Genomic DNA, 13,717 nt, shown 5'->3' with positions numbered 1-13,717 from the left:
TCCTCGTCCGATTCCGGACGATCCAGACCGCCCTTAGGCGGTCGGACCGCCGAAGATGTCGATACGGTCGCCCTCGGCGAGGGTCACGATGGCGCGCTTGGTGTTGGCGCGCTTGCCGAAACCGGTCTTGGTGCGCTTGCGCTTACCCTGACGGTTGATCGTGTTGACCCCGGTGACCTTGACCGAGAAGACCGCCTCGACGGCCTGCTTGATCTGGGTCTTGTTGGCGCGCGGGTCGACGATGAACGTGTACTTGTTCTCGTCCAGCAGCGCGTAGCTCTTCTCGGAGACAACCGGCTTGACCAGGAGGTCGCGCGGGTCCGAGAACGTCTTGCTGGTGACGACGGCCTCAGTCATCAGGCCTCGCTCCCTTCGGTCTCAACGGCCTTGGGGCCAGACACGAAGGACTCGAAGGCGGCCTGGGTGAAGACCACGTCGTCGGAGACGAGCACGTCGTACGTGTTCAGCTGGCCCGGCTCCAGGATGTGAACCTGGGGCAGGTTGCGGGCGGACAGCCACGCGGCCTCGTTGGAGCGCTCGACGACCAGGAGCAGGTTCTTCCGCTCGCTGATCTTGCCGAACAGGCTCTTGGCGGCCTTGGTGGACGCCGCACCCTCGACCACGTCGGAGACGACGTGGATGCGGGAGTGACGAGCGCGGTCCGAGAGGGCACCGCGCAGGGCGGCGGCCTTCATCTTCTTCGGGGTGCGCTGCGAGTAGTCACGCGGCACGGGACCGTGCACGACGCCACCACCGGCGAACTGCGGCGCGCGGGTCGAACCCTGACGGGCGCGACCGGTGCCCTTCTGGCGGTACGGCTTCTTGCCACCGCCGCGGACCTCGCCACGGGTCTTGGTCTTGTGCGTGCCCTGACGGGCAGCGGCCAGCTGCGCGACGACGACCTGGTGGATCAGCGGAACGCTGACCTTCGCGTCGAAGATCTCCGCGGGGAGCTCGACGGTCCCGGCCTTGTCGCCTGCCGGCGAAAGGATGTCAATGGTGCTCATCGGTTACCTCAGGCCCCCTTGGCCGCGGTACGGACCAGGACGAGGCCGCCGTTCGGACCAGGAACCGCACCCTTGATCAGGAGCAGGCCCTTCTCCGCGTCAACGGCGTGGACGGTCAGGTTCTGGGTGGTGACCCGCTCGTTGCCCATGCGGCCCGCCATGCGGAGGCCCTTGAACACACGGCCCGGGGTGGCGCAGCCACCGATGGAACCGGGGGAGCGGTGCTTGCGCTGGGTGCCGTGTCCGGCGCCGAGGCCACGGAAGTTGTGGCGCTTCATGACACCGGCGAAGCCCTTGCCCTTGCTCTTGCCGGTGACGTCAACCTTGACGCCCGCCTCGAACACGGCAGCGGTGATCTCCTGGCCGAGCGTGTACTCGCTGGCGTCAGCGGTACGCAGCTCCACCAGGTGGCGGCGCGGGGTGACGTCGGCCTTGGCGAAGTGACCCTTGAGGGGCTTGTTCACCTTGCGCGGGTCGATCTCGCCGAAGGCGATCTGGACCGACTCGTAGCCGTCGCTGTCGTTGGTGCGGACCTGGGTGACGACGCAGGGCCCGGCCTTGACGACGGTCACCGGGACGACCCGGTTGTTCTCGTCCCAGACCTGGGTCATGCCGAGCTTCTCGCCCAGGACGCCCTTAATGTTCTTAGCCATCTCGCGCGTCACCTCAGAGCTTGATCTCGATGTCGACGCCCGCCGGCAGGTCGAGACGCATGAGCGAGTCAACCGTCTTCGGCGTGGGGTCGAGGATGTCGATGAGGCGCTTGTGCGTGCGCATCTCGAAGTGCTCGCGCGAGTCCTTGTACTTGTGCGGCGACTTGATGACGCAGTACACGTTCTTCTCAGTGGGCAGCGGCACCGGGCCCGCGACCGACGCACCAGTGCGCGTCACCGTCTCGACGATCTTCTTCGCCGAGGAGTCGATGACCTCGTGGTCGTAGGCCTTGAGCCGGATGCGGATCTTCTGTCCCGCCATGGCTACTCAGTAGTCCTGTCTCTCGTAACGCTCTGGGACTCGGCCGGCTGCGCCCGGAATCACTTCCGAACACCGTCCTTCCCCACTCCACCTCCGACCCACGCGGTCGGGCGTGTCGCGCCCCTTCCAGCAGCTTTCCCTAAGGAAAATCCCTGGTGAAGGGGGTTGTGGGGGAAAGACACCCACCGAGCGCCTGGCTGGGGCCCCGCTGACACTTCCCGGAAGATTCCCGTACTTCCGCCCCTCATAAGGGGCGACGAGTACTGCGGGACTCGCTTCCAGTCCTCCCGGCGGGAGGCGCGCAGCATCGGCACTCAACCGAGCAACCTGAACAGTGTGCCATATGCGGCCGAGGGGGCGCCAATCGAAGCCAAAGACCGTACCCCGGGCGGCTCAGTTGTCAAACCACCCCGCCGACATACGGGACACTATGGCTCTTACACCTCGACCGCCGCTTCGGTCCCCCGGTTCACTCGGCGCACGCCGCCGCAGGGCCGGGAAATCCGGCTTTTGCCGGGGTTTGCCGAGGCCTGGGCAACCGCCGCGCCCCCTCGATCGTCCCCTATCACGCTGGGGCAGCAGGGGCAGGGAACCTGCGTGCTGCACAACGGGACGGAGTCATGTAGTTGAACATCTCACAGCACATGGTGATATCCCGCCGGACCGCCCTCGCCGGGCTGGCCGCCACGACCGCGGCCCTCGCGGCGGGGTGCAGCGGGGAGGGCGGCAAGAAGAAGCCCAAGGCCTCCCCCAACCCCATAAGAGCGGTGGACCCCAGCGCCACGCAGTCGTTCGGCAACGCCGGCGACGCCCTGCTGCTGCAGGTCATGGCGCACCCCGACGACGACCTGTACTTCATGAACCCCGACGCCGAGCACATCGTGCGGGCCGGGGTCCCCGTCGTCTCGGTCTACGTCACGGCCGGCGAGGCCGTCGGGCAGAACTGGATCGAGGGCATGCCCAAGGGCAAGCCCGACAAGGCCGCCTACTCCTCCGCGCGCCACCAGGGCCTGCGCCAGGCGTACGCAGAGATGATCGGCCTGGACCGGTTCACGGGCTGGAAGAAGTCCGTCCTGGACCTGGGCAACGGCGTCAAGGCCGAGACCAACGAGCTCACCAACGGCAAGCGCAGGGCCCAGCTGGTCTTCCTCAACATCGCCATGCTCTCGGCCGGCGAGATGCGGCTGCCCCTGCTGTGGGAGCAGCCCGCGGGCGAGATGCAGTCGCTCGTCGCCACCGGCTCGCCGTGCACGACCTCCAGCACCTACCGGCACGGCACCCTGGTGGACACCCTCGCCACGATCATGGACCGGTTCCGGCCCACCGTGATCCACACCATGGACCCGGACCCCGACTACCAGGTCCACGACGCCACCCACCCCAAGGACAACGACTACGGGGCCTGCTCCGACCACCGCGACCACACCCCCACCGCGCTCTTCACCTGGAAGGCGCTCTCGCAGTGGGTGGCCGACACCACCAAGCGCGAGGGCCACCCGCCCCGCTTCGTGACCACCGCCTTCCGCGGCTACTACAACCAGCGCTGGCCGCACAACCTGCCGCCCGAGGTGATCGAGCAGAAGCACCGGCTGGTCGAGGCCTACGGCGGCGACCCCTCGTGGGACTGCGGCAACCCCGGCGGCTGCGGCGACTACGGCCAGGGCGGCGACCGCCCGATGAAGAACCGCAAGGGCTGGATCCGCTCCACCCACTACCGCTACGAGGGCCCGACCGTCTCTCCGGGCACCGGCAAGGACGGCCGGCTGGAGGCCTTCGGCGTGCTGGGCACCCAGGCCGTGCGCTGGCAGGAGACGCGGCCCGGCAGCGGCCGGTGGAGCGACCCGCAGAACCTGGGCGGCGGCCCGCTCGCGCCCGCCCTGGCGTCCGTCCAGGACTCCCAGGGACGCCGGCTGCTGTTCGCCCTGCGGTTCTCCGCCCTCACGGGACAGGGCCGCCCCGACACCCGCGAGATCGTCGTCCTGGAGGAGCGCTCCCCCGGCGGCGCCTTCAAGGCCTGGCAGGGCCTCGGCAACCCCGAGCACCGCCCCGACCGCGGCCGCCGCGTCGGGATGCCCGCCGCCGTCGCCGCCCCCGACGGCCGCGTCCACCTCTTCGTCCGCAACGCGGGCAAGGGCGTCTCCAGCCGGGTGCGCGAGGCCGACGGCACCTGGGGGAAGTGGCAGAGCCTGCACGGGCAGGAGATCCAGGACGGCCTGGTCGCCGTCCTCGACGACAACAAGCGCGTCCACGTCTTCGGCACCGGCCGCGACACCGTCCACCACTGGACGCAGGACGAACCCGGCAAGCCGGTCCACTACGCGCCCCTGAAGGGCCTGCCGCAGCCCGGCGGGCTCCCTGGTGCGGCGCTCGGCCCGGAGGGCGCCCTGACCCTCGTCTACCGCTCCCCCGCGGCCGTCCAGCCGACGGCCGGCACCTTCACACCGGGGTCCGACGGTACGGGGGACGTCCGCACCACCGAGCTGCGGGACTTCGCCGGCTACGGGCCGCTCGCCGCCCACACCCTGGCCGCCCGGGGCGGCAAGGACGCCGTCATGGTGCTCGGGCGGGCGATGAACGGCGAGATACAGCTCACCGACGCCTCCGGGGACTCCGAGACGGTGCGCTCGGACGCCGGGCTCGCGCCCGTGGGCACCTCCGCCATGACCACCGACGCCGGCCACCAGCTGTGCGTCGCCGGGATGAGCCCGGACGCGCGGCCGTGGCTCTGGCGCCCGGAGATCCCCCACGCATAGCGCCTGTCCGGCGGATCACGACGAACGCGCCAATCGCACCGGTCGTACATTCCGCCGGACCCTCATCACCGCTGGGGCATCCCGCCGCTGGGGCATCCCGCCGCTGGGGCATCCCGCCGCTGCGGCGGGCACTTTTCTGCCGCAGGCCCCCCGAATGCGCGCCGAGTCCACGCATCGCCTCACCCGCGAGGGTGAAACGCGAGAAGGCCCGCACATCCGAAGATGGGCGGGCCGTATAAGGTCGTTCGGACCCGCAAGTAAGAGAGAACTTACTTGTTGATCTTGGTGACCTGGCCGGCGCCGACGGTGCGGCCACCCTCACGGATGGTGAAGCGCAGGCCCTCCTCCATCGCGACGGGCTGGATGAGGGAAACGGACATCTCGGCGTTGTCGCCGGGCATGACCATCTCCGTGCCCTCCTTGAGGGTCACAACACCGGTCACGTCAGTCGTACGGAAGTAGAACTGCGGACGGTAGTTGTTGAAGAACGGGGTGTGACGGCCACCCTCGTCCTTCGACAGGATGTAGGCCGTGGCCTCGAACTCGGTGTGCGGGGTGACCGAACCCGGCTTGATGATGCACTGGCCGCGCTCGACGTCCTCGCGCTTGATGCCACGGAGGAGCAGACCGACGTTCTCACCGGCCTGGCCCTCGTCGAGCAGCTTGCGGAACATCTCGATACCGGTGACCGTGGTGGTGGTCTTCTCGGTCTTGATGCCGATGATGTCGACGGTCTCGTTGACCTTGAGGACACCACGCTCGATACGACCGGTGACGACGGTGCCACGACCGGTGATCGTGAAGACGTCCTCGATCGGCATCAGGAACGGCTTGTCGACGTCACGCTCGGGCTGCGGGATGTTCTCGTCGACGGCCTTCATCAGGCCGAGGAGCTTCTCGCCCCACTCCTTGTCGCCCTCCAGCGCCTTCAGCGCGGAGACGCGGACGACCGGAGCGTCGTCGCCGTTGAACTCGTACTCGTTGAGGAGCTCACGGACCTCGAGCTCGACGAGCTCCAGGATCTCCTCGTCGTCCACCATGTCGGCCTTGTTCAGGGCGACAACGATGTACGGAACGCCGGACTGGCGGGCCAGGAGCACGTGCTCCTTGGTCTGCGGCATCGGACCGTCGGTCGCGGCGACCACGAGGATCGCGCCGTCCATCTGGGCGGCACCGGTGATCATGTTCTTGATGTAGTCCGCGTGACCCGGGCAGTCAACGTGGGCGTAGTGACGCGACTCGGTCTGGTACTCGACGTGCGCGATCGAGATGGTGATACCACGCTGACGCTCTTCGGGCGCCTTGTCGATCTCGTCGAACGGCGTGAAGGGGTTCAGCTCCGGGTACGCGTCGTGCAGCACCTTGGTGATCGCCGCGGTAAGAGTGGTCTTACCGTGGTCGACGTGACCGATGGTGCCGATGTTGACGTGCGGCTTAGTCCGCTCGAACTTCGCCTTCGCCACTGGGGTCCTCCTGTGGAGTGGTTCTGTACGCCTGGATTGGGTCGGCGCCAGGGATCTTTGCTGGGGAGCCGCCCGCCGGGACACGCCGCCACGATTTGCGGTGGTATGCCCCGACAGCCGGTGTCAAGCCTAAGGCGTGAGCCTCGTCTGTGGAGACGGAGCTCGTTACTCGCCCTTGGCCTTCGCGATGATCTCCTCGGCGACGTTCCGCGGAACCTCGGCGTAGGAGTCGAACTGCATCGAGTAGCTTGCGCGACCCGAAGTCTTGCTGCGGAGGTCGCCGACGTAGCCGAACATCTCCGACAGCGGAACCAGGCCCTTGACGAGCTTGGCGCCGTGACGGTCCTCCATGGCCTGGATCTGGCCACGGCGGGAGTTGATGTCACCGATGACGTCGCCCATGTAGTCCTCGGGGGTGGTGACCTCGACCGACATCATCGGCTCCAGCAGAGCCGGCGACGCCTTGCGAGCACCCTCCTTGAACGCCATGGAACCGGCGATCTTGAACGCGAGCTCGGAGGAGTCGACGTCGTGGAAGGCACCGTCGAGCAGCGTCACCTTGACGCCGGTCAGCGGGTAGCCGGCCAGAACACCGAACTCCATGGCCTCCTGGCAACCCGCGTCCACGGACGGGATGTACTCCCGCGGGATGCGGCCACCGGTGACCTTGTTCTCGAACTCGTAACCGTCGCCCTCGAGGGGCTCGATCGCCATCTGCACCTTCGCGAACTGGCCGGAACCACCAGTCTGCTTCTTGTGCGTGTAGTCGATACGCTCGACGGCCTTGCGGATCGTCTCGCGGTACGCGACCTGCGGCTTGCCGACGTTGGCCTCGACCTTGAACTCACGCTTCATACGGTCGACCAGCACGTCGAGGTGCAGCTCGCCCATACCCGCGATGATGGTCTGGCCCGTCTCCTCGTCCGTGTGGACCTGGAAGGACGGGTCCTCCTCGGCGAGGCGCTGGATGGCGACACCCAGCTTCTCCTGGTCGCCCTTGGACTTGGGCTCAATGGCGACCTGGATGACCGGAGCCGGGAAGTCCATCGACTCGAGGATCACCGGGTTGGACGCGTCGCAGAGGGTCTCACCGGTGGTGGTCTGCTTCAGACCCATGACGGCGACGATGTCACCGGCACCCACCGACTCGATCTCCTCACGCTTGTTCGCGTGCATCCGGTAGATCTTGCCGATGCGCTCCTTCTTGCCCTTGACGGAGTTCTGCACCTGGGTGCCCGCCGTCATGCGGCCCGAGTAGACCCGGACGAAGGTGAGCTTGCCGAGGTGCGGGTCGCTCATGATCTTGAAGGCAAGGCCGGCGAACGGCTCGTCGTCGGACGGCTTGCGCTTCACGACCTCGTCGGCGTCGTTGACCGCGTGGCCCTCGACGGCCTCGATGTCCAGCGGCGACGGCAGGTAGCGGACCACGGCGTCGAGCAGGGGCTGCACGCCCTTGTTCTTGAACGCGGTACCACAGAACACCGGGGTGACGGTGACGGAGTCGCCGCCGCCCTTCGACGCGAGGGTGATGCGGCGGATGGCCGCCATCAGCTGCTCCTGCGTGGGCTCCTGGCCCTCGAGGAAGAGCTCCATCATCTCTTCGTCGTTCTCGGCGACGCCCTCGAGGAGCTTGCCGCGCCATTCCTCGGCAGCCTCGATGTGGGTGTCCGGGATGTCGACGACGTCGTACATCTCGCCCTTGGCGGCCTCGGCGGACCAGACCAGCGCCTTCATCTGGACGAGGTCGACCACGCCCTTGAAGTCGGCCTCGGTGCCGATCGGCAGCTGCATGACCAGCGGAACCGCACCGAGGCGGTCGACGATCATGTCGACGCAGCGGTGGAACTCGGCACCCGTACGGTCGAGCTTGTTGACGAAGCAGATGCGCGGCACGCCGTAGCGGTCCGCCTGACGCCAAACGGTCTCGGACTGGGGCTCGACACCGGCAACGCCGTCGAACACCGTCACGGCACCGTCGAGCACGCGCAGGGAGCGCTCCACCTCGACGGTGAAGTCGACGTGACCCGGGGTGTCGATGATGTTGATGGTGTGGTCGACGTTGTCGAGCGGCCAGTGGCAGGTGGTGGCAGCGGACGTGATCGTGATGCCACGCTCCTGCTCCTGCTCCATCCAGTCCATCGTGGCGGCGCCGTCGTGGACCTCACCGATCTTGTACGAAACACCGGTGTAGAACAGGATCCGCTCGGTGGTGGTCGTCTTGCCCGCGTCGATGTGGGCCATGATCCCGATGTTGCGGACCTTGGCCAGGTCAAGCGAAGTGGTGGCCATATGGCTCAGTCTTCTCTCGGTTCTCGATGGGGGTAGCGACTACCAGCGGTAGTGCGCGAAGGCCTTGTTGGACTCGGCCATCTTGTGCGTGTCCTCACGCTTCTTGACCGAGGCGCCGAGACCGTTCGAGGCGTCCAGCAGCTCGTTCATGAGGCGCTCGGTCATGGTCTTCTCGCGACGGGCGCGGGAGTAACCGACCAGCCAGCGCAGCGCCAGGGTGGAGGCGCGGCCCGGACGGACCTCGACCGGCACCTGGTAGGTGGCGCCACCGACACGGCGGGACTTGACCTCGAGAGCCGGCTTCACGTTCTCGAGAGCGCGCTTGAGGGTGATGACCGGGTCGTTACCGGTCTTCTCGCGCAGACCCTCCATGGCGCCGTACACGATGCGCTCGGCGGTGGAGCGCTTGCCGTGCAGGAGGATCTTGTTGATCAGCGACGTCACCAGAGGGGAGCCGTAAACCGGGTCGATGATGACCGGGCGCTTCGGGGCGGGGCCCTTACGAGGCATTCTTACTTCTCCTTCTTGGCGCCGTAGCGGCTGCGAGCCTGCTTACGGTTCTTGACGCCCTGCGTGTCGAGGGAACCGCGGATGATCTTGTAGCGAACACCCGGCAGGTCCTTCACACGGCCACCGCGGACGAGCACGATGGAGTGCTCCTGCAGGTTGTGGCCCTCACCCGGAATGTAAGCGGTGACCTCGATGCCGGAGGTCAGGCGCACACGCGCGACCTTACGGAGCGCCGAGTTCGGCTTCTTCGGGGTGGTCGTGAACACACGCGTGCAGACGCCGCGGCGCTGGGGCGAACCCTCGAGTGCGGGCGTCTTGTTCTTCTCGACCTTGTCCTGCCGGCCCTTCCGGACCAGCTGCTGGATCGTAGGCACCGTTTCTCCGGTTTCTGTGATCTCGATAAAACTAACCTGGGAACCCGCCGACCCACGCGGTCGGGCGTGTCGAAGGCTGCAGACCCCTGCCGATGATGGAAAGGGCGCAGAATTCGGTGTCTTCGACCGCTTCGGACCGAGAAGATCCGAGAGGTCCGGTCTCCCGCACGGACTGTGGGCACGCACGAGAGCCCAGGGACACCCCAGGCACAAGGTCAGAGCCTACCTAGCGCATGGGCTGCGGTCAAAACAAATGCACACGCGGAGGACACCCCGATGTGCTGCATATGTGGTGGTTTCCCGGTTCTGCGGGAGGTTCGCATCGCGCGTATGGGTGAAATCACGCGGGCCCTCCGCCGCCGGCCCGGATACGCCGCAGGGCGGCCACCCCGGTGGGGTGACCGCCCTGCGCGCGTACCGCTTGCGACTTACTGGTTGTACGGACCGTAGTCGTAGTCCTCCAGCGGGACCGCCTGGCCGGAGCCGGTGCCGAAGGGCGAGTAGTCGATGTCGTCGTAACCGACGGCCGAGTACATCGCGGCCTTGGCCTCCTCGGTGGGCTCCACCCGGATGTTGCGGTAGCGGGACAGACCCGTACCGGCCGGGATGAGCTTACCGATGATGACGTTCTCCTTGAGGCCGATGAGGCTGTCGGACTTGGCGTTGATCGCCGCATCCGTCAGGACTCGGGTCGTCTCCTGGAAGGAGGCGGCCGACAGCCAGGACTCCGTCGCCAGCGAGGCCTTGGTGATACCCATCAGCTGCGGACGGCCGGAGGCGGGGTGACCGCCCTCGGTGACCACACGACGGTTCTCGCCCTCGAAGCGCGAGCGCTCCACGAGCTCGCCCGGCAGCAGCTCCGCGTCGCCGGACTCGATGATCGTCACGCGGCGCAGCATCTGCCGGATGATGATCTCGATGTGCTTGTCGTGGATCGACACGCCCTGCGAGTTGTAGACCTTCTGGACCTCGCCGACCAGGTGGACCTGGACGGCGCGCTGGCCCAGGATGCGCAGCACGTCGTGCGGGTTGGTGGCACCCACGGTGAGCTTCTGGCCCACCTCGACGTGCTCGCCCTCGCTGACCAGCAGACGGGCACGCTTGGAGATCGCGTAGGCGGTCTCCTCGGAGCCGTCGTCCGGGGTGACGACGATCTTCTTGGTCTTCTCGGTCTCCTCGATCCGCACGCGGCCGGCGGCCTCGGAGATCGGGGCGACACCCTTGGGCGTACGGGCCTCGAAGAGCTCGACGACACGGGGCAGACCCTGGGTGATGTCGTCACCGGCCACACCACCGGTGTGGAAGGTACGCATCGTCAGCTGGGTACCGGGCTCACCGATGGACTGGGCGGCGATGATGCCGACCGCCTCACCGATGTCCACCAGCTTGCCGGTCGCCAGCGAGCGGCCGTAGCAGAAGGCACAGGTGCCGACCGCGGACTCACAGGTGAGGACCGAACGGGTCTTGACCGTCTCGACGCCGTTGGCGACGAGCTGGTCGATGAGCACGTCACCGAGGTCGACGTTGGCCGGCGCGATGACCTTGCCGTCGATGACGACGTCCTCGGCCAGCATGCGGGCGTAGACGCTGGTCTCGACGTCCTCGGCCTTGCGCAGCACGCCGTCGGCGCCGCGGGACGCGATCTGCAGCTTGAGGCCGCGCTCGGTGCCGCAGTCCTCCTCGCGGATGATGACGTCCTGCGAGACGTCCACCAGACGACGGGTCAGGTAACCCGAGTCGGCGGTACGGAGGGCGGTGTCCGCGAGACCCTTACGGGCACCGTGGGTGGAGATGAAGTACTCCAGCACGGAGAGACCCTCACGGAACGACGCCTTAATGGGTCGCGGAATGGTCTCGTTCTTCGCGTTCGACACCAGACCACGCATACCGGCGATCTGCCGCATCTGCATCATGTTTCCTCGGGCACCCGAGTCAACCATCATGAAGATGGGGTTCGTCTTGGGGAAGTTCGCGTTCATCGCCTCGGCGACCTCGTTGGTCGCCTTGGTCCAGATCGCGATGAGCTCCTGCGTGCGCTCGTCCTTGGTGATCAGACCGCGCTCGTACTGCTTCTGGACCTTCTCGTCCTGGGCCTCGTAGCCGCGGACGATCTCCTTCTTGGCCTCGGGGACCACGACGTCGGAGATGGCCACGGTGACGCCGGAACGGGTCGCCCAGTGGAAGCCGGCCGCCTTCAGGTTGTCGAGCGTCGCCGCCACGATGACCTTGGGGTAGCGCTCGGCCAGGTCGTTGACGATCTCGGAGAGCTGCTTCTTGCCCACCGAGTAGTCCACGAACGGGTAGTCCTCGGGCAGCAGCTCGTTGAAGAGCGCGCGGCCCAGGGTGGTGCGCAGGCGGAAGCTGTCGCCCTGCTGCCACTCCGGCTCGCCCTCCTCGGCGACCGGGGGAACCCAGCCGCGCGGGGGAACGGTGCCGATCGGGAAGCGGATGTCGACCTTCGCCTGGAGCGAGAGCTCACGGGCGTCGAACGCCATGATCGCCTCGGCGACCGAGCCGAAGGACCGGCCCTCGCCGATGACCTTGCGCTCTTCCTCGTCGGTGGTGAGGAAGAACAGACCGAGCACCATGTCCTGGGTCGGCATGGTGACCGGACGGCCGTCGGCCGGCTTGAGGATGTTGTTCGAGGACAGCATCAGGATGCGGGCCTCGGCCTGCGCCTCCGCGGAGAGCGGCAGGTGGACGGCCATCTGGTCACCGTCGAAGTCCGCGTTGAACGCGGTGCAGACGAGCGGGTGGATCTGGATGGCCTTGCCCTCGACCAGCTGCGGCTCGAAGGCCTGGATGCCGAGGCGGTGCAGCGTGGGCGCACGGTTCAGCAGCACCGGGTGCTCGGCGATGACCTCTTCGAGGACGTCGTACACGACGGTGCGGCCGCGCTCGACCATGCGCTTGGCCGACTTGATGTTCTGCGCGTGGTTCAGGTCGACCAGGCGCTTCATCACGAACGGCTTGAAGAGCTCCAGCGCCATGGCCTTGGGCAGACCGCACTGGTGCAGCTTCAGCTGCGGACCGACGACGATGACGGAACGGGCCGAGTAGTCGACGCGCTTACCGAGCAGGTTCTGACGGAATCGACCCTGCTTGCCCTTCAGCATGTCGCTGAGGGACTTCAGCGGACGGTTGCCGGGGCCCGTGACCGGGCGACCACGACGGCCGTTGTCGAAGAGGGCGTCGACCGCCTCCTGGAGCATCCGCTTCTCGTTGTTCACGATGATCTCGGGGGCACCGAGGTCGAGCAGACGCTTCAGACGGTTGTTGCGGTTGATCACACGGCGGTACAGGTCGTTCAGGTCGGAGGTCGCGAAGCGGCCACCGTCCAGCTGCACCATCGGACGCAGGTCCGGCGGGATCACGGGGATGCAGTCCAGCACCATGCCGCTGGGGCTGTTGCGGGTCTGCAGGAAGGCGGAGACGACCTTGAGGCGCTTGAGCGCACGGGTCTTCTTCTGGCCCTTGCCGGTCCGGATGATCTCGCGGAGGCGCTCGGCCTCCTCGTCGAGGTCGAAGGACTCCAGGCGCTTCTGCAGCGCGGCGGCGCCCATCGCACCCATGAAGTAGGTGCCGAAGCGGTCGCGCAGCTCGCGGTAGAGCAGCTCGTCGCCCTCGAGGTCCTGGACCTTGAGGTTCTTGAAGCGGTTCCAGACCTCGTCGAGACGGTCGATCTCGCGCTGCGCGCGGTCGCGCAGCTGCTTCATCTCACGCTCGGCGCCCTCGCGCACCTTGCGGCGCACGTCGGCCTTGGCACCCTCGGCCTCGAGCTCGGCCAGGTCGGCCTCGAGCTTCTTGGCGCGGGCCTCGAGGTCGGCGTCGCGGCGCTGCTCGATCTGCTGGCGCTCGACGGAGACGTGGGCCTCCAGCGAGGGCAGGTCGCGCGTGCGGCGCTCCTCGTCCACCCACGTGATCATGTAGGCGGCGAAGTAGATGACCTTCTCGAGGTCCTTCGGGGCGAGGTCGAGCAGGTAGCCCAGACGCGACGGAACGCCCTTGAAGTACCAGATGTGGGTGACGGGAGCGGCCAGCTCGATGTGGCCCATCCGCTCACGGCGCACCTTGGCGCGGGTGACCTCGACGCCACAGCGCTCACAGATGATGCCCTTGAAGCGGACACGCTTGTACTTGCCGCAGTAGCACTCCCAGTCCCGGGTCGGACCGAAGATCTTCTCGCAGAAGAGTCCGTCCTTTTCGGGCTTCAGGGTGCGGTAGTTGATGGTCTCCGGCTTCTTGACCTCGCCGTGGGACCAGGTTCGGATGTCGTCCGCGGTCGCCAGGCCGATCCGCAGCTCGTCGAAGAAGTTGACGTCGAGCACTGTTCGTCAATCCCTCTT

10 protein-coding genes are annotated in these 13,717 nt (G+C 67.2%); 1 reads left to right on the top strand and 9 read right to left on the bottom strand.

Going from position 1 to position 13,717, the window contains the following annotated elements; all coding sequences use genetic code 11:
- Positions 1 to 33: 33 nt before the first annotated feature.
- The 4 genes from rplW to rpsJ are packed head-to-tail and all read right to left on the bottom strand — an operon-like array spanning position 34 to position 1,982.
- Entirely contained in the window at positions 34 to 357 is a 324-nt protein-coding gene (gene rplW, locus ACOTKD_RS26160; RefSeq protein ID WP_030368414.1) for a 50S ribosomal protein L23, read from the bottom strand.
- Positions 357 to 1,007, bottom strand: a complete 651-nt coding sequence (gene rplD / locus ACOTKD_RS26155) for a 50S ribosomal protein L4 (RefSeq protein ID WP_058046828.1) — start codon at positions 1,005 to 1,007, stop codon at positions 357 to 359. Before rplD ends, rplW begins: the two co-directional genes overlap by 1 nt.
- 8 nt (positions 1,008 to 1,015) lie before the next feature.
- On the bottom strand, positions 1,016 to 1,660 hold the full coding sequence (gene rplC / locus ACOTKD_RS26150) for a 50S ribosomal protein L3 (protein ID WP_424891450.1): 645 nt from the start codon (positions 1,658 to 1,660) through the stop codon (positions 1,016 to 1,018).
- Between the two features lie 13 nt (positions 1,661 to 1,673).
- Positions 1,674 to 1,982 carry a 30S ribosomal protein S10 gene (gene rpsJ, locus ACOTKD_RS26145; RefSeq protein WP_003948644.1) on the bottom strand — a complete coding sequence of 103 codons (309 nt, stop codon included), beginning with the start codon at positions 1,980 to 1,982 and terminating at the stop codon, positions 1,674 to 1,676.
- 626 nt (positions 1,983 to 2,608) lie between these two features.
- On the opposite strand from rpsJ, the gene ACOTKD_RS26140 reads away from it, so the two are divergent.
- Positions 2,609 to 4,735 (top strand): PIG-L family deacetylase, encoded by a 2,127-nt coding sequence (locus tag ACOTKD_RS26140; RefSeq protein WP_424891449.1) that lies wholly within the window; start codon positions 2,609 to 2,611, stop codon positions 4,733 to 4,735.
- Between the two features lie 269 nt (positions 4,736 to 5,004).
- Here ACOTKD_RS26140 and tuf read toward each other — a convergent pair whose 3' ends face one another.
- The 5 genes from tuf to ACOTKD_RS26115 form a co-directional block, all read right to left on the bottom strand.
- On the bottom strand, positions 5,005 to 6,198 hold the full coding sequence (gene tuf, locus ACOTKD_RS26135) for an elongation factor Tu (RefSeq protein ID WP_106677946.1): 1,194 nt from the start codon (positions 6,196 to 6,198) through the stop codon (positions 5,005 to 5,007).
- A 165-nt stretch (positions 6,199 to 6,363) separates the two neighbouring features.
- Entirely contained in the window at positions 6,364 to 8,487 is a 2,124-nt protein-coding gene (fusA, locus tag ACOTKD_RS26130; RefSeq protein ID WP_424891448.1) for an elongation factor G, read from the bottom strand.
- 39 nt (positions 8,488 to 8,526) lie between these two features.
- Positions 8,527 to 8,997, bottom strand: coding sequence for a 30S ribosomal protein S7 (rpsG, locus tag ACOTKD_RS26125; RefSeq protein ID WP_004950419.1), 471 nt, complete (start codon positions 8,995 to 8,997; stop codon positions 8,527 to 8,529).
- A gap of 2 nt (positions 8,998 to 8,999) precedes the next feature.
- On the bottom strand, positions 9,000 to 9,371 hold the full coding sequence (gene rpsL, locus ACOTKD_RS26120; RefSeq protein WP_003948652.1) for a 30S ribosomal protein S12: 372 nt from the start codon (positions 9,369 to 9,371) through the stop codon (positions 9,000 to 9,002).
- Positions 9,372 to 9,799: 428 nt separating this feature from the next.
- Entirely contained in the window at positions 9,800 to 13,699 is a 3,900-nt protein-coding gene (locus tag ACOTKD_RS26115; RefSeq protein ID WP_424891447.1) for a DNA-directed RNA polymerase subunit beta', read from the bottom strand.
- Positions 13,700 to 13,717: the final 18 nt, after the last annotated feature.

Origin of the sequence: Streptomyces sp. XH2, from assembly GCF_049725035.1 — a bacterium.
GTDB lineage: Bacteria > Actinomycetota > Actinomycetes > Streptomycetales > Streptomycetaceae > Streptomyces > Streptomyces roseoverticillatus.
This window is presented reverse-complemented; position numbering and strand designations above follow the sequence as displayed.

What these genes read in the sequence shown, in the direction of transcription:
- rplW (WP_030368414.1), bottom strand. Translation starts at nt 357, where the DNA reads ATGACTGAGGCCGTCGTCACCAGCAAGACGTTCTCGGACCCGCGCGAC.
- rplD (WP_058046828.1), bottom strand. Translation starts at nt 1,007, where the DNA reads ATGAGCACCATTGACATCCTTTCGCCGGCAGGCGACAAGGCCGGGACC.
- rplC (WP_424891450.1), bottom strand. Translation starts at nt 1,660, where the DNA reads ATGGCTAAGAACATTAAGGGCGTCCTGGGCGAGAAGCTCGGCATGACC.
- rpsJ (WP_003948644.1), bottom strand. Translation starts at nt 1,982, where the DNA reads ATGGCGGGACAGAAGATCCGCATCCGGCTCAAGGCCTACGACCACGAG.
- fusA (WP_424891448.1), bottom strand. Translation starts at nt 8,487, where the DNA reads ATGGCCACCACTTCGCTTGACCTGGCCAAGGTCCGCAACATCGGGATC.
- rpsG (WP_004950419.1), bottom strand. Translation starts at nt 8,997, where the DNA reads ATGCCTCGTAAGGGCCCCGCCCCGAAGCGCCCGGTCATCATCGACCCG.